Origin of the sequence: Streptomyces sp. NPDC005263, assembly GCF_042872365.1 — a bacterium.
Lineage (GTDB): Bacteria > Actinomycetota > Actinomycetes > Streptomycetales > Streptomycetaceae > Streptomyces.
On the sequence record NZ_JBIAKJ010000008.1, the window covers coordinates 184,736 to 209,690 of the forward strand.

Below are 24,955 nucleotides of genomic sequence, written 5' to 3' on the forward strand. Positions count from 1 at the left end.
GCCCAGGCCCTCTCTCCCACGGCTCGAGCAAGATCTGTACTGCCGTCACCACCGTACGGCCTCGGCCGGTCACCAGGTGCGGCAACACGGGAATCGGTGGCACCGGAACACACCGGCGTGCGCCCCCCACGGCCCCGCGCTGAGCTGGGACGACTGCTCGCGGACCGTGGAGTCACCAGGGGCCGTCATTCCTCGTGCCCCAGCCTGAGATCGCGCTGGGCGGGTCCCGCGCCCGCGACCTGGAGCACGGTGGCGACCGGCGGGTAACCCGCGGCGATGACGGTGTACTCGCCGGACGACAGGTCGACGAACCGGAATGTTCCGTCCGGGCCGGTGTGGAGGGTGTCCACGACGTGGCCTCCCACCTCCAGCAGGGTCACCCGCGCGTCTTCGACCGGGCGCCCGTCGGCCGCCCGCACGGTGCCGTGCAGCACGGCGCCGCCGACGAGTTCGACGTCCTGGCGGGTCTCCCTGGCGGCCTGGACGGTGACGGGCAGCGCGGCCGGGCGGAAGGCGGGAGCTCCGACGGCGAGGGTGTACTCGCCGGCCACCAGGTCGGTGACGACATAGCCGCCCTCGCCGCCGCTGCGGGTGGTGGCGACGACCTCGCCGCGCACGTCGGTGAGGGTGACCGCGGCGCCGGGCACGGGCGTGCCCTTCGCGGTCAGCACATACCCGGCGAGGCGTCCGGCGCCGCCGAGGACGACGTCCAGTTCGACGGGGCGCTCGCCGAGGGTCACCGAGACCGCCTGCGGCTGGTGTCCGCCGGCGGCGGCGATCAGGACGTACGGGCCGGAGCGCGCCGTGGACACCGCGTACCGGCCGTCCTCGTCGCTCGCGCCCCTCCCCATCTGCTGTCCGTCGGTGTCGATCAGAGTGAGCGCCGCGTGCGGCACCAGGGTGCCGTCAGGGCGCCGCACGGTGCCGCGTACGGGGGCGCAGGCACCGTACGGCGAACGACGCGCGGCGCCGGCCCCTCCGCCCGGTGGGCGGGTGCGGGCCCGCGGGACGGTGGCGTTCGGCTGCGCGGCCTCTGGCTCGGCGGCGGGGGCGTCGAGCGGCACCAGCGGCTTCTCCTTGAGGAAGAAGGCGAGGAGCAGACCGAGGACGAGCACCGGTACCAGGTAGAGGAAGATCCTCGGCATGGCGTCGGCGTAGGCCCGGATGTAACCGTCGCGCAGCGCCGGGGGCAGCGCGTGCACGAGCTGCGGGGTGATGGATTCCGGGTCGGGCAGCCCGGCACCCGCCCGCGTGGGGAGGCGTTCGCGCAGGGCGTCGGCGAGCCGGCCGGCGAAGAGGGTGCCGAACACCGCGGCGCCGATGCTGCCGCCGATCTGCCGGAAGTAGGTGGTGGCGCTGGTGGCGGTGCCGAGGTCGGCGGGGCGTACGGAGTTCTGCACGGCGAGGACGAGGACCGGCATCACCATGCCGAGACCGGCGCCGAGGACGGCCATCCAGACGCTGTAGTGCAGCCGGGGTGTGTCGGCCTCCAGGCGGGACAGCAGCCACATGCCGGTCGCGGTGAGCGCGGCACCGATGACCGGGTGGATCTTGTAGCGCCCGGTGTGGCTGATGAGCTGTCCGGAGATGACGGAGGCGCCGACGATGCCGCCCGTCAGCGGGAGCATCAGCAGACCGGACTCGGTGGCGGAGGCCCCGTCGACCATCTGCAGGAAGGTCGGCAGATAGCTGGCGGCGCCGAACAGGGCGATCCCGATGACGAGGCCCATCAGGCTCGTGACGACGAACACGGAGTCCCGGAACAGCCGGAGGGGGATGAGGGGTTCGGTCGCGACGTGCTCGACGACGAGGAACAGCAGGGTGGCCACCACCACGCCCGCGCCGAGGCCCAGGATGACACGCGAGTCCCAGGCGTACTCGGTGCCGCCCCAACTGGTCAGCAGCACCAGGCAGGTGGAGGCCGCGGCGAGCAACAGCGCGCCGAGGACGTCGAAGCGTGCCGTCCTCTCGGGCTTCGGGAGCTTCAGTACGACCGTGACGACGGCCAGGGTGACGAGACCGAAGGGCACGTTGAGGTAGAGGCACCACCGCCAGTCGTGCTGGTCGGTGAAGTAGCCGCCCAGGAGCGGGCCCGCGACGGAGGCGAGTCCGAAGGCGGCGCCGACCGCGCCCAGGTAGCGCCCGCGTCGCCGGGCCGGAACGATGTCCGCGATGATCGCCTGCACGCCGATCATGAGGCCGCCGGCGCCCGCGCCCTGGACCGCGCGGAACGCGATGAACTGGTCCATGGTGTGCGCCTGGCCCGCGAGCGCGGAACCGACGACGAAGACGACGATCGCGAACTGGAAGACGCCCTTGCGGCCGTACAGGTCGCCGAGCTTGCCGTAGACCGGCAGTCCGACGGTGGCGGTGAGCAGGTACGCGGTGATCGCCCAGGACATCCGGTCGAGGCCGTGCAGTTCGCCGACGATCTTCGGCAGCGCGGTGGCGACGATCATCTGCTCCAGCGCGGCGAGCAGCAGCGCGAGCATCAGTGCGCAGAACACCAACCGCACGCGTCGTGGGCCGAGTTGCGTGGCGGTGGCGGATGTCGGGGGCGGGTCGTCACCGAGGGGTGTCGTGACCGGTTGGTCCTGCACCAGAGTCGTTCCGCCCACGAACCGTTCCCCTCGTCGCACCTGTCACGCAATTCCCGCAGTGAGCGACAACTACGAACAAGTGCGACGAGTTACGGCGTCATGGCGGTCCGATCGGAGTTCCACTCGAACCGGTGAGGAGCCAATCGCCCGTCATGAGTGGTCGGTTGGACCTACTTCTCGACCTCGGTGGCCAGCTTGGCGAGCAGGGCGTCGTAGATGCGGCCGAGTCCCTTGGGCGCGAAGGTCTTCTCGAAGAAGCCGCCGATCCCGCCGGCGCCCTGCCAGGTGGTGGTGACGACGACCCGCGCCTTGCCCTCGCCGGCCGGAGTGACCCGCCAGGTGGTGACCATGGAGGAGTTGCGGTCCTTCTCGACCAGCTCGCCGTCGGTGGGCTCGCTGACCTCCAGGAGGCAGTCGCGCACGCGCTTGCTGGTGGCCTGGAGCCGCCAGTGCACGAGGGTGCCCTCACCGTCGCCGCCCTCGCGTACCTCGTACTCGCTGAACTGCTCGGGCAGCAGCTTCCCGCGGGTGCCGGTGTAGTCGGCAAGGGCGTCGAACACGTCCTCCGCGTCCGCCGCGACGACCCGCTCCGTAGTGGCCTCGACCTGCGCCATTGACTTCCTCCAGGACCTGAGTGCTCGGGGTTGGGGCAAGCCAACCACCCCGGCCCTCGGGCTCCCAAATCGGGGTCCCCGAAGCGATCGGAAACGGCCCTTGCACGATCACGCGAACAGGTGTTCTATTCTGGGGAACAGTGCTACCGAGGAGGCCTCATGCGCTGGGAGAACCTCACCGACTCCGGCGAACACAGCCGGGCGGACGCCACGCTGTTCGACGCCGCGGTCAACCCGTACCGGGGCTGCTCACACGCCTGGGTAGCGGCTGTCGCGGTCGCGCAGCAGGTAGCGGAAACCGGACGCCCGTTCGCCGAGGAGGTTGCGGGCGAGCTGGGTGGCCCAGGCGGCGGTCGGGTGGGCGGTGATGCCGAGGAGGTGCACGGTGCGGGTGCCGACCGCGCAACCAGGCCGTCAACATGCCTGGCTTCCGCCGTCACGGTGGCCCGAGTCAGGTCGTGTCGGCCTGCTGAATGCTGTCTCCGCTGTTGCCGATCGCGATGTAGGTGCCGATGCGACGGAAGTCGTTCATCACACCGAACATCGTCTTGTTCGACGGCAGGAGGGCCCGGATGGAGGGTTGTTCGGCCAACTGGGCCGCCAGCATCTCCTTGTAGGCGTTGAACACCCTCGCCGTGTAGTTGGGCTCCTTCGCCGCGTTCATCCGGTAGTCGTTGGTGAGTGCGATGGAAGCCAGGTCCATCAGATAGCAGTCGATCAGGTCCGTTACGTCCTGGGTCCTGGCGCCGTCCTCCCCTACGCGTGCGTCCTCCGCCAGGACACCGGCCATCTTCAGCACGATGTCGCGGTAGATCTTGTGCCTTGTGCTGCTGGGATAGGCGGCCATGATGTGGTCCGCCTGGCCCGCACCGTCGGTGTTCATCATCCGCGGTGTGTTCAGATCGCCCAGCCCCGGTACCGCCAGCGGGATGCCCCGGAACATCGCCTCCTCGTCGGGGATGTCCCCGTTCCGCGAGGCGAGCGGATGCAGGCCGATCTCGTGGGCGAGCATGCCCATGATGTGGCCGATGTCGTACTTCTCGAAGTAGTAGCTGGCCAGGTTGATGTCGACTCCGGCGTCACCACGGTCCGTCACATCGGCCGGCGTCTCCGTCGTCCGCACGTGCAGGGTGATCCGGACGCGACGGTCACCGACGTACTCCTTGATGGTGTCGTGCTTCCGGAGCAGATCGATGATGCGGACCGCCTTGTCGCGGTACGCCTCGTTCGTGTGCTTGAGGTTGGTGAACTCGAAGTTCCCCGAGGAGAACGGCGCGTAGGTGGGTGCTGCTTGGTCTGCCGGCTGACCTGATGACTGGTCGGTCGCGGCGCTCGGGTTGTGCGGCATGTGCGCCGGGACCCCTGTGGACGCCGTGTCGTCGGCGCCCTCGGCCGGCCGGGGCAAGGAGACAGGGTCCACCCATACCGCCTGACGGAGGACCCCGTCGGTCCCCTTGCGTGCCTCTTCCCAGGTCTGTCCGATGTGCTGTGCTGCGTCCTGTGCCAGGTCTTGTGCTGCGTCCTGTGCAGGCTCCTGTGCTCGGTCCGGCTCACTGGCCGGTGTGAGGCTCTGCTCGATGAGCTGCGCGATGCTTCGCTCGACGTGCTGCCCAACGTTCTGCTCGACGTCCTGCGCGATGTTCTGCCCAGTGCCTTGTTCGCTCGGCTCAGGATGCTCAGGCTGCCGAGGACGGGGGGTCACGTCACCGATCAGCGCACCCAGCAGGGCCAGGTGTCGGCCCCGGAGCCCGGCGGCGGCCAATGAGGAGTCCTCCGGGGCCGCGGTCAGGACGCCGAGCAGGCTGCCGGCGATGTGGGGGCGGTGCGGAGAGTCGGCGTCCCGGTACTCGTCCCGGAGGCCGAGCTGATGGGTCAGTTCGTGCACGAACTGGACCGGGTCGGCGTCCACCCACCACGTGATCTGGTCCATCACGCGGTCCCGGCCCACGAGGTCCACCGTCAGGTGCGGGGACTCCGAGGGGGCAACCAGTTCGACGGTCACGTGCAGCAGGTCGCCGTTCGGCAGCCGGTGACCGGGGGCGTTGAGGAACTCGTGTACACCTGCGGAGAGTTGCTCGAACGCGTGTGCCGCCTGCACGTCCGTGCCATGCATCGTGATGCGGACGGTGAGGTCCGTGATCTGCTCCCCCTGGTATGAGAGCCGCCGGGCGTCGAAGCCGGACCGCACCACGAAGCGAGACCGGCTGTCGCGCGGCCCCACCAACTGCTGTGTGACGGCCGGGGTTTGCTCGATGCTCCCCGCTGCCCGCGCGTCACCTTCGCTGGTCCGCGGAAGCCTGGGGTGGGCGTCGTCCGCAGGGATGGGCTGCTGGATGCTGTCGCCGCGGTTGTTGGTGGCGAGACTCGCGGCCAGTGTCGCGAAGTCCCGTACGACACCGAACATGCCCTTGTCGGCGGGCAGCAGACCTCGGGCTGGGCTGTCCTCGGCCATACGGGCGGCGAACTGTGCCTTGTAGGCGTTGTAGACCTTCGCCGTGTTCCCCGGTTCCTTGGCCGCGTTCATCCGGTAGTCGCTGGTGATCGCGATGGAGGCCAGGTCCATCAGGTAGGTGTCGATCAGATCGGTGACGTCCTTGGCCTTGGCACCTTCCACACCGGCCTGCGCGGCCTCGGCCAACATGTCGGCCATCTTCAGCACGATGTCGCGGTAGATCTTGTGCCGCGTACTGCTCGGGAACGCGGCCATGATGTGGTCCGCCTGACCCGCGCCCTCGGTGTTCATAGTCCGCGGTGTCCTGAGATCGCCCAGTCCCGGCACCGGCAGCGGAATCCCCTTGAACATCTCCTCTTCGTCGGGGATGTCGCCGTTCCGGGAAGCCAGCGGGTGCAGGCCGATCTCATGGGCCAGCATGCCCATGATGTAACCGATGTCGTACTTCTCGAAGTAGTAACTGGCGAGGTTGATCTGCACGCCCTCGTCACCCAGGTCGCGTACGTCCGCCGGAGTCTCCGTCGTCCGCACATGCAGAGTGATCCGTACGGGACGGTCTCCGACGTACGCCTTGATCGTCGGGTGGTCCCGCAACAGCTCGATGACGCGGACGGCCTTGTCGCGGTACTTCTCATCCGTGTGCTTCAAGTTGGTGAACTCGAAACGCCCCGACCTGAAGGGGGTGAGAACCGGCTGGGGTGCCAGTGCTGGTGCCGGGTTGGACGTCGGCGCCGGCGTCGACTCGGTGTTGGTCTGGGGCAGCCTGGGTCGCGCCTCGCCGGTGTTACTACCGGTGTTGCTGTCCTCGGTGCTGCTGGTCGGGTCCGGAGCGACGGGCCGCTGAATGCTGTCACCACGGTTGTTGGTACCGACACTCGTGGCGAGCGCCGCGAAGTCACCAAGGACACCGAACCTGCCCTTGTCGGCGGGGAGCAACGGCCGGACGGGGCTGTTCTGGGCAAGGTGTGCCGCCAGCTGGGCCTTGTAGGCGTTGTAAGCCCTCGCCGTGTACGCCGGGTCGGTGACCGCCCTCCCCCGGTGATCGTTGGTGACCGCGATGGAGGCCAGGTCCATCAGATACGTGTCGATCAGGTCAGTGACGTCCTTGGCCTTCGCCCCTGCCACCCCGACCCGCGCGTGGTGGGCCAGCACCTCGGCCATCTCCACCACGATGTCCCGATAGATGCCATGCCGGATCGTGTGCGGGAACGCCGCCATCACATGGTCCGCCTGACCGGCACCCACGGTGTTCATGAAGCGCGGCGTCGACAGGGATTCCAGGCCCGGCACCATCAACGGCATGCCCTGATACAGGTCCTCCTCTTCCCGGATCCTCGTGTTGCGCGTGGCAAGCGGGTGCAGCCCGATCTCATGGGCCAACATGCCCATGACGTAACCGATGTCGTACTTCTCGAAGTAGTAACTCGCCAGGTTGATCTGGACGCCCTCATCGTCGAGGTCGATCACGTCCGCTGGGGCCTCGGTCGTCCGCACGTGCAAGGTGATCCGCACTGGGCGCCCGCCGACATAGTCCTTGATCGTCTTGTGCTCATCGAGCAACTCGATGATCCGGACCGCCTTGTCGACGTACCGGTCCGTCTGGTTCAGGTTCGTGAACTCATAGTTCCCCACCTTGAACACGCGCAGAGTCGGCACCGGCGCCGCAGGCGCCGAGTCACCCGACTCCTGCTGCATGTGCGCCGGAACGCCGTCCGTGGCCGTGGTGTCCTCGGCCGGTCGTGGCAGGGAGACCGGGTCCACCCACACCGACTTCCGCAGAACCGGGTCGGTCGCCTGGCGAGTCGCGTCCCAACTCTGCGCGCTGTCCTGACCGCCCTCCTGGACCTGGGCTCGCGGAGTCACGTCCCCGATCAGCGCACCCAGCAGGGCCAGGTGCCGGCCGCGTAGGCCCGCGCCCGCCAATGAAAGATCCTCGGGGTCGGCGTTCAGGTCGCCGAGCATGCTCCCCGGAATGTGCGGGCGGTGCGGCGAATCGGCATCCCTGTATTCGTCCCGGAGACCGAGCTGATGCGTCAGCTCATGCACCATCTGCACCGGGTCGGCGTCCGCCCACCAGGTGACCTGATCCATGGCCCGGTCCCGACCCACCAGGTCGACGGTCAGGTGGGGGACCTTGTCCGGAGCCGGGTCCGGGCCCAGCTGGTCCAGATCGACATACTCGACCGTCACGTTCAGCAGGTCACCGTTGGGCAGCCGGTAACCCGGGGCGTTCAGGAACTCGGCAACACCCGCACTGAGTTGACCGAACACGTCCGGGACCCGCTCCGCATCCCCGCGCATCGCGACCCGGACCGTCAGGTCGGTGAACGACTCACCCTCGTGGGTGAACCGCCGCGCGTCGAAGCCCGACCGCACCACGAACCGCGGCCGACTGTCCCTCGAACCCCGCAACGGTCTTGTGACGACCGGAGCTTGCTCGATTGCGCCCTCGGTCGACGGGGTGCCGTCGGTGCCTTGCGGGAGCCGGGGGTTGGCCTCACCAGTAGGCGCAGGCCGCTGGATGCTGTCGCCGCGGTTGTTCGTGGCGAGGCTTGCGGCCAGCGTGGCGAAGTCCCGTACGACGCCGAACATGCCCTTGTCGGGAGGCAGCAGACCACGGGCAGGACTGTCCTCGGCCATCCGCGCCGCGAACTGTGCCTTGTAGGCGTTGTAGACCTTCGCCGTGTTCCCGGGTTCCTTGGCCGCGTTCATCCGGTAGTCGCTGGTGATCGCGATGGAGGCCAGGTCCATCAGGTAGGTGTCGATCAGGTCCGTGACGTCCTGGTTCTTGGCCCCCGGCACCTGCGCCTGTGCGAACTCCGCCAGCATCTCCGCCATCTTCAGCACGATGTCGCGGTAGATCTTGTGCCGCGTACTGCTGGGGAAGGCCGCCATGATGTGGTCCGCCTGACCCGCGCCCTCGGTGTTCATAGTCCGCGGTGTCCTGAGATCGCCCAGTCCCGGCACCGGCAGCGGAATCCCCTTGAACATCTCCTCTTCGTCGGGGATGTCGCCGTTCCGGGAAGCCAGCGGGTGCAGGCCGATCTCATGGGCCAGCATGCCCATGATGTAGCCGATGTCGTACTTCTCGAAGTAGTAGCTCGCCAGATTGATCTGCACACCCTGGTCACCCAGGTCGCGTACGTCCGCCGGAGTCTCCGTCGTCCGCACGTGCAGAGTGATCCGTACGGGACGGTCTCCGACGTACGCCTTGATCGTCGGATGGTCCCTGAGCACATCGACGATCCGGACCGCCTTCGCGCGATACCGCTCGTTCGACTGCTTCAGGTTGGTGAACTCGAAGTTGTCGATCACGAACGGACCGGAGTCGGTCGCGGCCGTGTCGGCAGGTGCCGTGTTCGGGCCCTGCGGCATGTGCGCCGGGACGCCGTCGGTGGCCGTGGTGTCGTCGGTCAGTCGCGGCAGGGAGACCGGGTCGACCCACACCGACTTCCGCAGGACCGGGTCGGTACCGGTACGCACAGCGTTCCAGGTCTGCTCGCTGTCCGCCTGCGCGTTGGCCTCGGGACGCGGGGTCACGTCCCCGATCAGCGCGCCCAGCAGGGCCAGGTGCCGGCCGCGTAGGCCCGCGGCGGTCAGGGAAAGGTCCTCGGGCTCCGCGTTCAGGTCGCCGAGCATGCTCCCCGGAATGTGCGGGCGGTGCGGCGAATCGGCATCCCTGTATTCGTCCCGGAGGCCGAGCTGGTGGGTGAGCTCATGCACCATCTGGACCGGGTCCGCGTCCGCCCACCAGGTGACCTGATCCATGGCCTGATCCCGGCCGGTCAGATTCACGGTCAGGTGGGGAGCCTTGTCCGGAGCCGGGTCCGGACCGAGCTGGTCCAGATCGACGTACTCGACGGTTACGTGCAGCAGGTCGCCGTTGGGCAGGCGGTAACCGGGACTGTTCAGGAACTCCGCCACACCCGCGTCGAGTTGGGCGAAGGCGTGCGCGGGCAGGCCGTCCGTGCCGCGCATCGCGACGCGGACGGTGAGGTCGGTGACCGGGTCGCCGTCGTACGTGAACCGCCGCGCGTCGAAGCCCGACCGCACCACGAGACGAGGCCGGCTGTCCCGCGATCCCCCGGGCCGTTGCGAGCCGACCGGTGGCGTCCGCGGGGCTGCGCCGGTGCTGCTCCCGGGCAGGTGCGGACGTGCTTCGCCGGTCTCGGTGCTGCTCTGCGCCGGCGCGGCGGTCTGGATGCTGTCTCCCTGGTTGTTGAACGCGACGCTGCTGCCCAGCCCCAGGAAGTTGCCCGTGACGTTGTACCAGCTCTTGTCAGCCGGCAGCAGCCTGTTGACGGGGCTGTCGTCCGCCAACCGCGCCGCGAACTGCTCCTTGTAGGCGTTGTAGACCTTCGCCGTGTACCGCGGCTCCCAAGCGGCGTCCTTGCGTTTGTCGTTGGTCAGCGCGATCGTCGCCAGGTCCATCAAGTAGGTGTCGATCAGATCCGTAACGTCCTTGGCCTTCGCACCTTCCTCACCTACGCGTGCGTCCTCCGCCAGCACCTCGGCCATCTTGAGCACGATGTCCCGGTAGGTCCGATGCCGCGTACTGCTCGGGAAGGCCGCCATGATGTGGTCCGCCTGACCGGCGCCCTCGGTGTTCATCGTGCGCAGCGGAGTCAGGTGCGTCAGGCCCGGAACGGGCAGATCGACTCCGGCGAACATCCCCTCCTCGTCACGGATACCCGTGTTCTGGGAGGCCAGCGGGTGCAGACCGATCTCATGGGCCAACATGCCCATGACGTAACCGATGTCGTACTTCTCGAAGTAGTAACTCGCCAGGTTGATCTGGACGCCCTCGTCACCGAGGTCGATCACGTCCGCCGGCGTCTCGGTCGTCCGCACGTGCAGCGTGATACGGACCGGACGGCCGTTGACGTAGTCGCGGATCGTGTCGTGCTTGCGCAGCAGCTCGATGATCCGGACCGCCTTGTCGCGGTACTTCTCGTCCGTGTGCTTCAGGTTGGTGAACTCGTGGTTCCCCGACTTGAAGGGGATGAGCGCAGGATCCACCGCCGTGGGCGCGGGCGCGATGTTCGGGTTCTGCGGCATGCGGGCCGGGACGCCGGTGGTCGTCGTCCCGTCGGTGTTGCTCTGGGGCAGCCTGGGGCGCACCTCGCCGGGCCGACCAGCGGTGTCGGCGGCGGGCTGCGCCGGAGTTGGCCGTTGGATGCTGTCGCCGCGGTTGTTGGTCCCGACGTTGGCGGCCAGCGTCGCGAAGTCTCCCAGTACGCCGAACCTGCCCTTGTCCGCGGGCAGCAGGGCCCGGACCGGGCTGTCCTGGGCGAGGTGTGCGGCCAGTTGAGCCTTGTAGGCGTTGTAGACCTTCGCCGTGTAGTTGGGGTCCCTGATCGCACGGGCCCGGTGGTCGTTGGTGACCGCGATGGAGGCGAGGTCCATCAGGTACGTGTCGATCAGGTCGGTGACGTCCTTGGGCTTGGCGCCCGCCACCCCGACCCGCGCGTGCTGCGCGAGCACCCCTGCCATCTCCAGGACGATGTCGCGGTAGATGCCGTGCCGGATGCTGTGGGGGAAGGCCGCCATGATGTGGTCTTCCTGGCCGGCGCCGATGGTGTTCATGAAGCGCGGCGGGTTCAGGTTCTCCAGCCCCGGCACCAGGAGGGGCATCTCCCGGTACAGGTCCTCCTCCTCCGGGATCCTCGTGTTGCGGGACGCGAGGGGGTGCAGCCCGATCTCATGGGCCAGCATCCCCATGACGTACCCCGTGTCGTACTTCTCGAAGTAGTAGCTCGCCAGGTTGATCTGAACGCCCTCGTCGCCCAGGTCGATCACATCGGCCGGGGTTTCCGTCGTGCGCACGTGCAGAGTGATCCGTACAGGGCGACCGTCGACGTAGTTCTTGATCGTGCTGTGCTCGTCGAGCAGCTCGATGATCCGGACCGCCTTGTCGACGTATCGGTCCGTCTGGTTCAGGTTCGTGAACTCGAAGTTCCCCAGCTTGAAGGGACGCAGGACCGGCTCCGGAGCGGCGGGCGTGGTGGCGGGTGCCGTCTCCGAACTCATCGGCGCGTTCGAGTCCGTGGGCACGTTCGTGTCCGTGTCCCTGCCGGACAGCGTGCTCAGCTCGTACGCCTCCTCCTCCTGGAGTCCCGGGAGGTTGCTGTCGACGGGCGTCGTGACCTGCCCATCGGTATCCGTTCCGGGAGCCTTCGGTTCCGGAGCGGCCTTCTGCTCGGAACCCTTCTTCCCGGTGTCCTTCGGTTTCGGCGCCTTCGAGTCCTTCGACTCAGGGGCCTTCGCGTCCTTGGGATCGGGAGCCTTGGGATCGGGAGCCTTCGGCGCAGGGGCCGGGGTGTGAAGGCTCACCGGCACGAAGTCGCCACCGCGGCGCCGGAGCCGGATGTGCGGGCCGCTGTCGCCGCCCGGACCCGCGTACGTGTGGAAAGTCCCGTTCTCCTCGATCAGCGTGACCGTCGCGCCGGTCGCGGCGGCGGCCCACTCGGCCATCGCGCGGTCCGCCCCGGGACCCCACGGGGCCTCGGCGAGGTGCCGGCGCAGGTGGCCGTCGAGGGCGTCCTGGCTCGGCGCGGGCGCGCCGGGGCGGGCCCGGAACGGCGGGGGCGTAAAGAGCGTGTCGCGCTCCGCCCGGTCGCCGGGCAGGCCGTTCAGGCGCATCAGCTGGGCGGGCGTCGCCCCGGCACGCGAGCGCAGGCGTGCCGCCTCCCGGCGGTCGAGGCCCGGCTCTGTCGCAGCCTGCCTCAACGTCGTGGAGAGCGCGTCGAAGAAGCCGTTGCCGCGGCCGGCGGGCGTGCCCTGGGTGTAGGTGGCGCCGTCGGGTGCGGTGAGGACGCCGTCGCGGTCGAGGCGGTAGCGCGGACCGCTGCTGTCGGCGGGCGGCAGCCAGGGCGCGATGGTGTGGCTGCGGTGGGCGGGCGGCTGCTCCGACGCCGGGCGCGTGATCTCCCTGGACGTCTCGGTCGTCGTACCGGTCGTACCCGTCGTCCCGGTCTTCGTCCCGGTGGTCCCGGTTGTCGTACCTGGATCGACCGCAGTCGCCGGCGGCGGCGCCGGCAACGCCGTCGCGACCGGCGCCGGGGTGCCGGTCGGCAGCGCCGCGTGGAAGAACCCGTCGGTGGCGAAGAGGACCGGGTCGGCGGCCGGGTCGACAGCGGCCGGGTCGACGCCGTGCGGGAGGTGGACCTGGTCGCGGCCCTCCCCCGTCACCACGGTGATCGGCGTGCCCAGGACCCTGGCCGCGAGGGCGGGCAGCAGGTCGGCGCCGCCGTGGTCGCCCGCCCGGCGCTCGGGCGGAGCCGGCCGGTCGGCCGTCGACGAGGTGTCGTCCTGTCGCGGCTCGCTCGCGAACGGGCGGGACAGGGCCGCGGTGGCCAGCGCCACCCGCTGCGCGGGGGCCGGCCAGTAGGTCTGCGGGAGGCGCCCGAAGGCGTCGAACTCGGCCTGCTGCGCGGGGGTGAACACCACGCCCGCCGCGTCGAGTTCGGCCTGGGTGAAGGTGTCCGCGGCGTCCAGGGCGAGGGCGTCGAGCAGGTCCTCGTTGCCGTCGGCGCCCAGTTCCCAGGCAAGGCGGTCGCGGGCGGCGCCGATGGCCTCCGCGGTGACCACCGGGTCGCCGGGGTCGCGGCTGAACCGGTCGGCGAGGTCGTCGCCGAGGAGGTACGGCAGACGGCCGCGGGTGTCGGCGGCGGCGAGCAGTGCGTGGAAGAACGAGGCGCCGTCGTGCGGCATGTCGTGCACCTCGCGCACGGTGGTGCCGTCCGGCGAGGTGAGGGTGCGCGGGGCCGTGTCGGTGGCGTCGGTGATCGTGTACGGCTCGGGGGCCTCGGAGCGCCAGTCAGGGGCGGTGTACTCCTGCGGCCGGTCCGGCACCGTGACCGAGGCCGAACCCTGATGGTGGGCGGTGAGCCGGGATGCCGCGAGCTGCAGCCGGTGGTGGTCGGCGGCGGCCGCGTCGGTGCGCTGCTCCCAGCGGTGGACCTCCTCGCGGGCGGCCTGCCAGGCGACGACGGCGGGCGACCAGGGCAGGTCCGGCGGCAGGTCGGTCGGCGGGCCGGAGTTGTCGTCGCCGAGCGCGGTCTGTTCCTCCGCGCTCAGGTCGAGCCACGTCTCCCGGGCCCGTGCCCGGGCGTCGTAGTAGTTCTTCTCGGCGGTGGCGAGGTCTGCGGCCGCCTTGGCCTGGCCGTCCCAGGCCGCGAGGACCTCGTCGGGGAACGTGGAGTCGTCCAGGAGCCCGTAGTCGCGGGCGATGTCCTCGCGCAGCCAGACCAGGGCGGTGGTCTCGGTCTCGGCGGCGCGCGGCCCGCGCTTGGCCTTGCCGAGCGCGTGCAGCGCGCGGCTGTCGGTGTACCGGTGGTCCACCTCGGCCACCGACAGCCAGGTCACCGGCACGGCGAAGAGCATGCTCCGGTCGGTGACGACCTTGATGTGGGTGCCGAGGGTGGTGTCCGTGGCGCCCTTGAGTGTGGTGCCGTCGTTCGTCCCGGCGATCGGGACCGTGGCGCCGGGGTTGGTGACACCGGCGTTGCTGTTTCCTGCCAGCGGCGCGGTGCCCACCGCGCCCTCGACGTTGTCGGTGATGCCGGCTTCGAGCGCGTCGGAGGTCTTCGCCCGCTGCATGGCCTCCATGCGGGGCTTGTTCTCGACCGCGAGCAGCCGGGCGCCGCGGCGGTGCATCTTCGCGTAGAGGCGGGAGTCGGCGGTGTGGGACTGGCCGAAGAGGTGGGCGGACGCCTGGGTGGGCAGCGCCGTGCCGTTCGCGCCGAGCGCCTCGCGGAAGCCGGAGGTGAGACCGACCTGCGAGGTGGCCTCCTGCTGGGCCTGGGCGGGTGCGGTGCCGAGGCCGGTGAGCGTGGTGAGCCGGGCCGTGCGCACCCGGCCGGCGACGTCCTTGCCGATGTGCCGCTTGCCGAGGTCGGTGTCACCGAGGCCGTCGGCGCGTGCGGTCGCGATGGTGAGGGCGTCGTGTACGTTGCCCGCGCCGCGGATGTCCACGGCGAGGATGCCGGAACCGATCGTGTCATCGAAGGACAGGACGTCCGGGTCGGCGCTGCCGCCGGGGTCCCCGGCGGAGGAGGTTCGCCAGGTGGCGATGCCCTCCGGGCGGGCCTGGGCGGCGGTCAGTACCCGTACCGAGCGCTCGGGTTCCGGTATGTCCTGCTCGGTGAGTGCTCCGTCGTCACCTTCGCCGACCGGGGTGAGCAGGCTGGCCGGGAGGACCTCGTTGAGACTGCCGACGGGGACGGAGGAGACGCCGGGGGCGAGCGCGTCGCCGGTCGAGTCCGTCATGACGACGGTGAGGGTGTAGCCGGTGACGACCTCGGCGTGGGCCTGGGTGGTGGCGATGTTCGGCATCGAGGTGGTGCCGGCGGTCTGGGTCCGTACGCTCGACCGCGCCTTGGCCGCGGTGCCCTGGAGCGAGGGGTTGGCGATGAGGATGCCGTCCTCCGCCGCGCGCTGGCCGCCGCTGAGCGTCACGTCGGCGCCGCGGTCCTGGGAGGTGCCGGCGGCGTCGTCGCGGGCGGTGGTGCGGTAGTCCTCCAGTTCGTAGCCGGTGCGCAGCTTGTCCACGGTGGTGGTGACCGGGGTCAGGGTGAACTTGAGCTGTCCCGGGCTGCCGCCGACGGGCAGGTGGAAGGGGTCGGACCAGGTGCGGTAGCGGACCGGGAGGGTCATCCCGTCCGTCGTCAGCTCGTGCAGGTGCGCGGCGAGGAAGTCCGGGGAGAGCCGCTGGATGACCTGTTCCCGGTCGTGCGCGGGCACCCCGATCCGCTCCAGCTGCGTCAGCAGTTGCTGCGCCGCGGCGCTCGCGTCGAGCTGACCGCTGGGGTGGGTGGGGAAGCGGCGGAACCGCAGGTAGGGGGGCAGCCGGTAGCCGCCGCCGAGGTTGTGCGGGGTGTCGGTGCCCAGGCCGTCCGGGGCGAGCCCGGCCTCGATGACGTCCTGCATCGGCAGGTGGAACATCACCGCGTCGCGGATGCGCTGCAGCGCGGCGGCGGCCCGGCGCGGGGAGAGACTGTTGCCGAGCCGCTGGGAGATACGCCCGGCCGCGGAGCTGATCCCGGCCCCGGCACGGGTGCCGATCGCGCCCATCGCGGCCGTCCACCGGTCCCGTACGGCGACGGTCTCGGCGGCGTCGGCGACCACCAGGTACATCCGCCCGGCGTAGGAGAGGGTGGTGTTACGGCCCCGGGTGACGGTCTGCGAGACGCTGCGGCCCTTGCCCCAGGCGTACTGCAGGGCCGCCGAGTAGGAGCCGACCACCGCGGGCTGGCCGGGTGCCTGCTGCAGGGGTGAGGCGGCGCCCTGAAGGCCGAGGGTGGTGCGGGTGACGGTGCTCGCGGTGCCGTTGATGCGGTGTTCGTTGCCCACGGTGGTCTCGGAACTGGCCGGCTTCGGGTCGCTCCTGACCCGGAAGTTGCTCAGCTCGCCACGGATCGCTCCCTTGAGGTAGTGGGTCCGGAACGGGCCGGCGCCGTTGAGTGCGGGGATGCGGGAGCCGAACGGGCCCAGGTACTGGCCGAGTTGGCCGGCCACGCTGAGGTTCGCCATCGCGCGGCGCAGCGCGGTGCGTACCGGGGCGCCGGGTGCGCTGACGTGCCAGGAGGTGCCCGAGGCGCGGTCGGCGGTGTCCTGCATGAGCTGCTGGCGCTGCGGACCTCCCTCGGCGCTGAGCACCACGTGCGGTGCGCTCAGCAGCTTCTTGGTGAGCTGGTGGTCGGGGGATTCCGTCGCCGGCATGGGGCGGGTGCCGTCGAGGAGCTGGTCCGCCTCGGCGGAGGAGAGCTGCTGCGGCGCGGGGGTGGTCGTCGTGGCCGGGGCCGGCCCGGTGGGCGGCGGGTCGGCGGGCGCGTAACGGTCGGAGCCGTGTGCGGACGGGACGGCCAGTTCCACCCGGCCCACGGTCTCGCTGCCGCGGCTGAACAGCGGGCGTTCCTCGACTTTGCTGACGAAGACGCCCGCGCCGAGCAGGCCGATCGAGGCGAGCCTGGCCCAGCCGCGCGGGCGGCGGTGGCCCTCGAAGGTCGCGCCCAGTTCCACCTGGTAGCTGTAGAGGTCGGCGCCGGTCTGGAACATCAGGTGGTCGTGGGCGACCGCAACGGTGTTCCTGGTGGCCTTTTGGTCGGTCCTGGCGTGCCGGAGCCCGACGGCCACGCTGCCGGCCTGACGCGGCAGCCCGACCCCGTCCACCTTGTCGTGGTCGCGCGGCCCGACGCCCATCTCGACACCGCCGGAGAGGGTGACGGCCGCCTGCTGCCCCTGGCCGGAGACCTCGGTGCCGATCACGGCGTTGCGCAGCGAGCGCTCGCTCATGGTGGTCTCGAAGCGTCGGTCGGTGAGGCGCGCCTTGAGGATGAGGGTGTGGTGGCCGCGGCGCACCTTGCCGTCCTCGGTGAGGGTGACCGGCACCCCGGTGGTGGTGAGGTCGTCCAGGCTCTGCGCGAGGCTGGGCCGGTTGAGCGCCTCGCGCACCTGCCGGTCGTTGTGGAGCGCGGTACGCATGCGCCCGTCGCCGTACCAGAACTTGGCGAGGCGCGGATGCCGCAGCATGAACGGCGGGACGAACAGCGACGGGTACGAGCGGTGCAGCGTGTCCAGGACAGTGTCCGCGAAGGCCTTCATGGGGTCCTGGGACGGAGGCGGCGGAGCCTGGGTGGGCCCCTGCTGGGTCTGCGGCTGCCCGTGGGTCGTGGGCTGGGTCTGCGGCTGCGTCTGGCTCTGTGTCTGCGGCTGTCCCAGGGGCTGCGGCTGGACCTGAGTCTGCGGCTGCGGCTGCGGCTGCGTGAGAGGTTGCGGCTGGGTGAGGGGCTGCAGCTGCCCCTGCGGGTGGCTGGGGCGGAAGCCCTCAGCGCGGACCTGGCCGCTCAGGTGGACCGGGTCCTCCCGGGTCAGGTACCACGGCACCGGCGGCTCGGCGTCCGGGTTGGGGCCCGCCTGGCCCGGCGTACGGCTGTCCCAGCCCGCGAGGCGGCGTGCGTCCTGCGTGGAGATCCAGTCCAGACTGACCACCCGGACCGGCCGGGCCGCGGAGGACGGTTCGCCGGGCTTGCGCACCATCAGGGTGCGCTCCACCCGGTAGAGCGCGACCGGGTGGTTGCGGACGCGCCCGGTGGTCTTGCGGGCCGCGTCGACACCGAGGTAGTGCCCGCGCCCGGTGGAGATGTCCGCGCGGACCAGGGGCCCGCCCTGGAGGCGTACGTCGGTCTCCGGGCCCGCGATGGTGTAGTTGGGCCCGGCGGTCACCTGGAAGCCCAGCCGGGTGTCACGAACATGACCGCGCTCGTTCTGGTACGTGGTCTGCGTGAGCTCGCGCAGCTCCGCCTTGACCGACTCGGTGACGAGGGTGGCCCGCTGCGGCACCGACCGCTCCACGATGAGGTGCCCCAGCGGGTGCTGTCCGCTGCCCTTGGTCAGCTCGGGCCCGGTGACCGGCCCGGAGAACCGGCCGAACAGCCCGAGCAGCCGACCCGGCCGGACGTACGAGACCAGCGTGCGATGCGCCGAACTCCCGGGCCGCGCACCGGAGATGGCGAGTGCCATGTCCTCCGGCGGGTCCACCAGGTGCAGTCCGGTGGTGTCGGTCATACGCGGCTCGCCGCCGTCCGGGAAGGTGAGCGTCTTCGGCGCCCGCTCAGGTCCCTTGTAGGGCACGGTGAGATCGTCCGGCAGCCGCCAGCTCAGCCCGTCGCGCATCGCGAACTCCGCGGTGTGCACCTGGGTCCGCTGCCAGTCGGGCTTCGGCAGAGCCGGAGTGACCGGGGTCGTGGGCGTGGCCGAGGTCGTGCTGGTGGCCGTGCTCATGGTGGTGCTGCCGCTCGGCCCACTGTCCGGACCGGTGGTCTTCGGTGCCTCGGTGACGCGGTCCACCCGCACCCGGTAGTGGACGTCGTCCAGATGCAGGTGCGAGCCCTCCCAGTTGCGCCACTCCGACTGGTTGTAGGCCTGGGTGCCCTGGGCGTAGTCGGTCTTCCGGGTCCAGCCCAGCGAGAAGCCGATCTTCAGCAGCCAGTTGAGGGGTGGGCCCATGCTCAGGCCGCCGGCGATCCGGCGCCCGAAGCCGACACTGCGCCCGCCGCCCGTACCGGCCTGGCCGCGCCGCATGGTGTCCACCCGGACGGTGGCGTCCCCCACGTTGGAGAAGCGTTCCCAGCGGTGGTACGGGATGGCCTCGACGGTCATCTCATGGCCGACCCCGGACTTCTCGCGGCCCACGAAGCGCGCGCCGCGCGGGGCGGTGAAGGCGGCGGGCTGCTCGATCAGCAGACGCAGCAACTCCGCCTCGTCGAACTGGTCGCGCAGCTTCTTCGGCAGCTTGCCGAGGATCTCCTCGGCGACCTGCTCGGGCGAGCGCAGGGTCGTCTTGCCGAGGCCGGTGAAGAGCCCGGTAGGGCGGCTTCGCCCGGGCCCGGACGGCCGGGCGGCCGGGGGCGTGGTGCCGTCGTCGGGGTCGGCATCCGGGCTGATCAGGACCGTGGGCAGCCGACTGCCGTCCTCGAAGGTGACGGTACGCGGCGGCGGGCCGGGCGGCCGGGCGTCCGGCCCGGTGAGCAGTCGGGCCGGGCGGTGCCGGTCGAGCTGCGTCTCCAGCGGCACCGGATCGCCCCGGTCGGGGGTCTCTGTGTCGGAGCTGTCCAGATCGGTGACCCCGCCCATGCTTCGCAGCCACTCCCCGAACGGACCGGAGTCGTCCAGGTCCTGGGTGGCCGGATTCTGGAGCGCCGGGTCCTGAGTGACCGGAGGCGGGGTGAGGGACGGGTCCGGTACGGGGGTGAGCGGGGCCGACGCAGGCACCAGCGCGTCGTAGTGGTCGGTGCCGTTGTAGGCCAGGTGCAGGGTGCCGCCCTGGCCGCCCGGGTGGAGGTTGGTGACGAAGGTGGTTCCCGGCGACTGCCGGTCGGGCTGGACGAGCCGCAGGTCGAGGTCGAGGGTGTGGGCCAGGGCTTGCGGGAGCAGGTCGGCGAAGGGGGACGCCCACAGTCCCGGAAGCTCCGCCGCCACGGCGATCAGTTCCTCGGTGCCGAGCTCGCGGGCGTCGGCCGGGGTGGGCGCGACGTCGGCGAGGTGAGGGTAGCCGCCGTCCCGGAGGATCTGCTGCCACCGGACCGCGTCGCTGTCGTTGACGACCGCCTGCGCGATCCGGTCCCAGTCCTGATTGATCTGGCTCTGCTCGTCCGCGTCCTCCACCCCGGCGATGGCGGTCATCCGCAGGTCGTCGACGACGGCGAGGACCGGATCCGGGGTCGCCTCGGCCGCGGCGGCGGCCAGCTCGGACCCCCTGATCCGGTCGCTGAGCAGGCGGCGCAGGCCGGCGACGTTCAGCGCGGCCCAGGCGGGCGGTATGTCGTGGCTGCGCGCGCTGTCCAGAGCGCCGCGGAAGAGGCAGTTCCCGCCGCTCGGGGTCTCCAGGCGCCGGAAGGCCAGGCCGTCCGCGTGCAGCACAGTGTCCGCGCCGGCCGGCGTGGTCTTGCTGAGGAGGGTCAGGTCCTCGGCGATGCTCTCCGGGCGGCTCGGCGCGGGCGCCAGATCGGGCCTGCGGCGGGCCAGTTCGGCGGTGTCCTCGGAACTGAGGCCCAGCTCGGACAGCGGCAGCGGGGTGTCGGACAGCGACCAGGTGACCTGCGCGGAGGGCGCGTAGGACAGACCGCGTACGTCCTGTGGCGAGACCATCGTGGTCGGCGGGAGCGCGGGCGGCGGCGGGGGCAGCAGGGCGTCGAGTGTGGTGTCGGGCCCGGCGCTGTTCCGCAACTCGGCCGCGGCACGCAGGAATTCGGTGTACTGCGCGACCGTCGGTTCGGCGGACGGATCGATGCCGGTGCCCGTCGCACCGGCCCGGTCGACGACCATCCGGCGCAGCAGATCCTGGGTCATCCGGCCGTCGCCGTAGCGGGCGGCGGTGTCCGGGCTGAGCCAGCGCAGGCCGTCCACGTAGGCGAGTCCGGCGAGCAACTCCCGGTTCCCCGGCTGCTGTTCGGCGTCCGTGCCGAGGGTGTCGCGCAGTGTGCGGACCTGCTGGAGGGTACGGGCCTGAGCGAAGGCGTCGGCCGGTTCCGGACCCGCGTGCAGACCGGCGTCGCGCGCCAACGCGTCCAGGTCGGCGCCGCTGGGCTCCGGGGTGAAGAGGCGCCATGATCCCGGCCCGTACGGGCCCTCGGTGAGTACCGCACGGACGTTGCCGTCCCGGTCCCTGGCCGTGCCCACCTCGGTGGTCGGCGCGTACACAGGGCGGCCGGTCCGGTTCGCCACGTGCTGAGCCACCGGCAGACCCGCCACCTTGGGCTGCTGTCCGGTCTCGCAGGAGAACAGCACCAGTGGCCGCTCCCGGTCGCCGTCCTGCGCCCAGGACTTGAGGACCTCTCCGAGCTGCACACCGCTGACCTTGACGGTGGGGCGCGTCGCGTCCTCGGTACCGAGGGTGACGGTACGGGAGGTGCCGTGGCTCGTGAAGTAATCGGCGCCGCTCTCGGTGTCCGAGCCGGGCAGCGCGGTCGGCGGGCCGGTGAACACGGTACGGCGGACGGGCGGGTCCGCCACGGTCTGCGGGTTCGAGGTGGGCGGCGTCGTCGAGGCGGTCGAGGTGGTCACTGCCGCCGGGGCCGGGGACGGGGAGACCGACGTGGTGCGTACGCCGCGGAAGGTGTCCTGGTCGAGCAGGGCGCGACGCCCCGCACTGTGCGCCGTACCGTCGTCGCCCGGGCTCTGCGAGATGGTCAGGGTCTGTACGGCACGCCCGGGCCGGGGCTTGGCGGTCGCGCTCGGCACCAGGCGCCGCAGCTGCGCGATGGGCACCTTGTGGCCGTCCAGGGTGGTGACGACCGGGCCGCCCGCGGGGCGCGCGGGACCGTTCACGCCGTCGGTGGTGCCGCCGCTGTCCGCGGGCCGCACGACGATCCGCCCGGCGGGCGGAAGCACCACGGGGGGCGCCGCCGTGGGGTTGTCCGACGCGGAGTCGTCCCGCGTGAGGTCGTCCGGTGCGAGGTCGACCGACGTGGTGTCGTCCGTCGTGGTGGGTGGCGGAGGCGGGGTGCCGCCGTTCCCCGGCTTGTGTCCGCCGCCGAGGCCGGGGGCATGGCCGCCGGTGCCCGTGCCTTCGTCGTTGCCCGACTCCAGGTACAGGTCGGTGGCCGTGTCGGTCCAGGGGCGTGACAGCGTGGCGAGCTTGGCCGCGGCGGGCCCGGTGGTGAGCGTGGAGTCCGGGCCGACGCCGTTGCTGACGTTTGTGGCGTCCAGGAGGGACGTCACGTCCGAGACCAGCTTCGGGCGCGCGGCCGGGGTGTCGACCGGGCCGCTGTCGGTCTTGACGGTGGTCTTCGGAGTGGTCCGCGTATCGGGTCCGGAGCCCACGGCGGGAGCCGGGCCGAGGGCGTCGGCGAGCGGCAGCAGCACGTTCGCACCGGGGAAGGCGGTGTCGGCGTCGCCGTCCGGCGTCGCGGCGGACGGCGGACCGGTGAGCCGGCGGACCTGGACCGGAGCGTCCGGCCCCTCGCGGGTCAGCTCCGCGGCGGCGCGTACCGGACGCCCCGTCCCGTCCGGCGCGACCGCCGGACCGAGCACCACGGCCCGGTCGACTCCGGCGCCGTCCAGCAGTGCGGCCGCCTCCGGCGACGACTCCACCGGCGGCGGCGCCTGAGAGACCACGATCGTCAACGGCTGCGCCTGCGTGGACGAGTTGTCAGTGACCGTCGGGGACGGACCGGCCTTCACGTCGGTCTGGCCGCCGATTTCGGTCGCATCGCTCGTGTCGGCGTACGAGCTGGTGGTGTTCACCTTCGGCGGAGCGGCGGTGATGTCGGACACCGGGGCGGCGCCACGTTCGGTGAGGTCCGAAGTGGCGTCGCTGTCGAGCGAGTTGACGGTCTCCGGCGACTGCGGGACCCGCGGTCCGTCGTCGGTGGTGACCTGCGAGTCGGTGTCCGTCGTGATCTGCGGATCGTTGGCGGTCGTGATCTGCCGGTCGTCGTCGGTCGTGTTCGACGCGGTGTGGTCGGTGGTGGTGGTCTGCGAGCCGTCCGGCCGGCCTGTGGCGTCCGGGTTGCGGGACCCCTGGGGCTGCGGAGCCGAGGGGGTCTGGTTGCTTTCACCGGCGGGTACGCCGCTCGGCCGGCCGGTCCCGGTGTTCGAACCCGATCCCGTGCCCGTACCCGTACCCTGCGTGGCGGAGTTGCCAGGGGCGGGGGCGGGACCTGCGACCTCGCTGTCCGGCGAATTCTGGGCGGAGTTGTCCGGGGAGACCTCGGTCGAGTTCTCCGGTGATACCTCGTGCGCGGCGCCGTTCAGGTCGGCAGGGTCGTCGAGCTGGAGGTCCGTGTCGAGGTCCACGGTCGAGTTGCCGTCGCCATCGACGTTCATGTTGTCGTTGGCGTTTCCGGTGGGACCGGGCACGGAGTTGCCCGTGGAGCCGCCCCCGAACCCGTTCGAGGAGATCGGGGAGTCCACCGTGACCGGCGTGCCGAAGCTGTCGAGGACGCGGCGGATCTCGTCCGTGTCGATCTGGGCGGCGGAGCTGTTCCCGGCGGGGACCACCCGGACCTCGGGCAGCTGCGACAAGTTGTCGTGCAGGCTGTCGCGGACACTGATCTCGGTGCTGCCGGGCGGCTGGGAGCCGCGCAGGGCTGCGAGGTCCTGCAGTGCCTGCTCGCGGATCTCGGGTGTGCCGTTGTAGATCTGCTGCCACAGCTCGTTCTCGGCGGCGGTCACGGGCAGCGGGCCCGGCGAGTACGCCGGCGGGTCCACGGTGCTGTACGGCGGCGGGTCCACGCCGGAGTAGGGCGGCGGCAGGTCGACGCCGGCGAAGTCGCCCGTACCGGTGGAGTCCCCCGTGCCTGTGGTCTGCCGGGACACGGGCGGGGGCGGCGTACGCGTGGAACCGCTGCCGCCCGTCGAGCCGGAAGACCCCGACGTGTCCGTGCCTCCGGAGCCTTCGGCGTGGCCGGAGCCGTTGCCGGAGCGCGTGGAGTTGTCGGCGTCCCGTGTGTCGGTGTCGGTGTTGCCGCCGGAGACGGTGGGCGGCTGGTTGCGCAACTTCTCGATGGCGTTGCGCAGTTCGGCGCCGCTGTTGATTGCGGTGTCCGAGAGGGTGGCCTCGACCTGGCTGCTGAGGCCCGCACCGACGAAGGTCGACCAGTTGGTGGACCAGTCGCCGTCGAAAGCGCCCTTGATCAGGATCTCGGCGAGCGCCTCACCCGCGCCGGCGGCGAGGAAGTCGGCGGTCCCCTTGAGGCCGTAGTGCCCGGCCAGCGCGCCCGGCCGATCGGCGTTGTTGCGCAGGATCTGGTTGTTCCGCCACAGGTTGGTGTTGTTCTTGAAAGAGGTGGGGTTGAACCGGAACGTGAACGGGTTGTTGTTCTTGAGGTTGGGGCTGTTCAGGTTCGGGTTGGGGCCCGGACTGTTGCTCGGGGTGTTGTCCCGGTTGGAACCGGGGCCCGGGCCTGGGCCCGGACCGGGATCCGGCTTCGGGTTCGGGCCGTTGTTCTTGAGGTTGATGTCCGGGGGGTTCTTGAGGCTGGGGTTGTTCTTGAAGTTGAGGTCGGGCCCGTTCTTCAGGAAGTTGTTGTCGTAGCTCTTGACGATGTTCTTCGCGAAGTTGTCGAAGATACTGGTCAGGAAGCCCGCAGCAGCACCGAACGCGGCCGACTTGAGGATGTCGTTCCAGTCGAAGCCGTCGGGGCGGCGGCCGTTGGGGGCGAAGTTCATCATCGCGAGCCGCACCGCGAAGGTGGTGAACGCCTCGGCGAACGCCTCGGTCAGCGAGGGCGCCAGGTGCAGCCGCTGGAGCAGGTGGCTGAGCGTGGTGAGGATCATGAACCGGCTGCGGAGCTTGGCCATCATGATCTGGCTGGCCGAGGCGCCACCGGTGAAGAAGGACATCGCGAGGTAGATGGCGATCTCGATGAGCAGCCGGATGACCTCGGCGATGACCTGCCACTTGGACTCCATGATGTCCATGGAGGTCTTGCGCCGGCCCTCGGCGATCTTGTCGAGCTGCTCGGAGAACTCGCGCAGGTAGTTCTTGCCGCCGTCGTCGATGAGCATGCCCATCGCCTTGGCGTACGACTTGGAGAGGTCGTCGGGCATGACCTCGGCGATGTCGTGGATCGACTTCTCGATCAGCGACGACACCCGGTCGAGTTTGCGGCCGAGGCCGGAGTAGGGCCGCCTGCTCTCGTAGGCCAGGTCCTCGTCGGCGTCGATGAGCTTCTCACCGGTGAGGATGAAGATCATCGCGTTGACCTCGGGCGACGCCATCATGCTCATCGGGGGCCGCCCGAGGGGCCGTTGGAGCAGAACTCATCCGAGTGGAACAGGGCGGG

General features: G+C 70.7%; 4 protein-coding genes. All 4 read right to left on the minus strand.

The window, feature by feature from the left end; all coding sequences use genetic code 11:
- Positions 1 to 185 precede the first annotated feature (185 nt).
- On the minus strand, positions 186 to 2,618 hold the full coding sequence (locus ACFYRY_RS32025; protein WP_389153428.1) for an MFS transporter: 2,433 nt from the start codon (positions 2,616 to 2,618) through the stop codon (positions 186 to 188).
- A 152-nt stretch (positions 2,619 to 2,770) separates the two neighbouring features.
- Entirely contained in the window at positions 2,771 to 3,214 is a 444-nt protein-coding gene (locus ACFYRY_RS32030) for an SRPBCC family protein (protein ID WP_389153431.1), read from the minus strand.
- Between the two features lie 249 nt (positions 3,215 to 3,463).
- Positions 3,464 to 3,598: a hypothetical protein gene (locus tag ACFYRY_RS32035; protein WP_389153434.1), complete on the minus strand. Its 135-nt coding sequence runs from the start codon at positions 3,596 to 3,598 to the stop codon at positions 3,464 to 3,466.
- Between the two features lie 67 nt (positions 3,599 to 3,665).
- Complete coding sequence (locus tag ACFYRY_RS32040; RefSeq protein WP_389153437.1) at positions 3,666 to 24,899, minus strand: hypothetical protein; 21,234 nt, start codon at positions 24,897 to 24,899, stop codon at positions 3,666 to 3,668.
- Positions 24,900 to 24,955 lie beyond the last annotated feature (56 nt).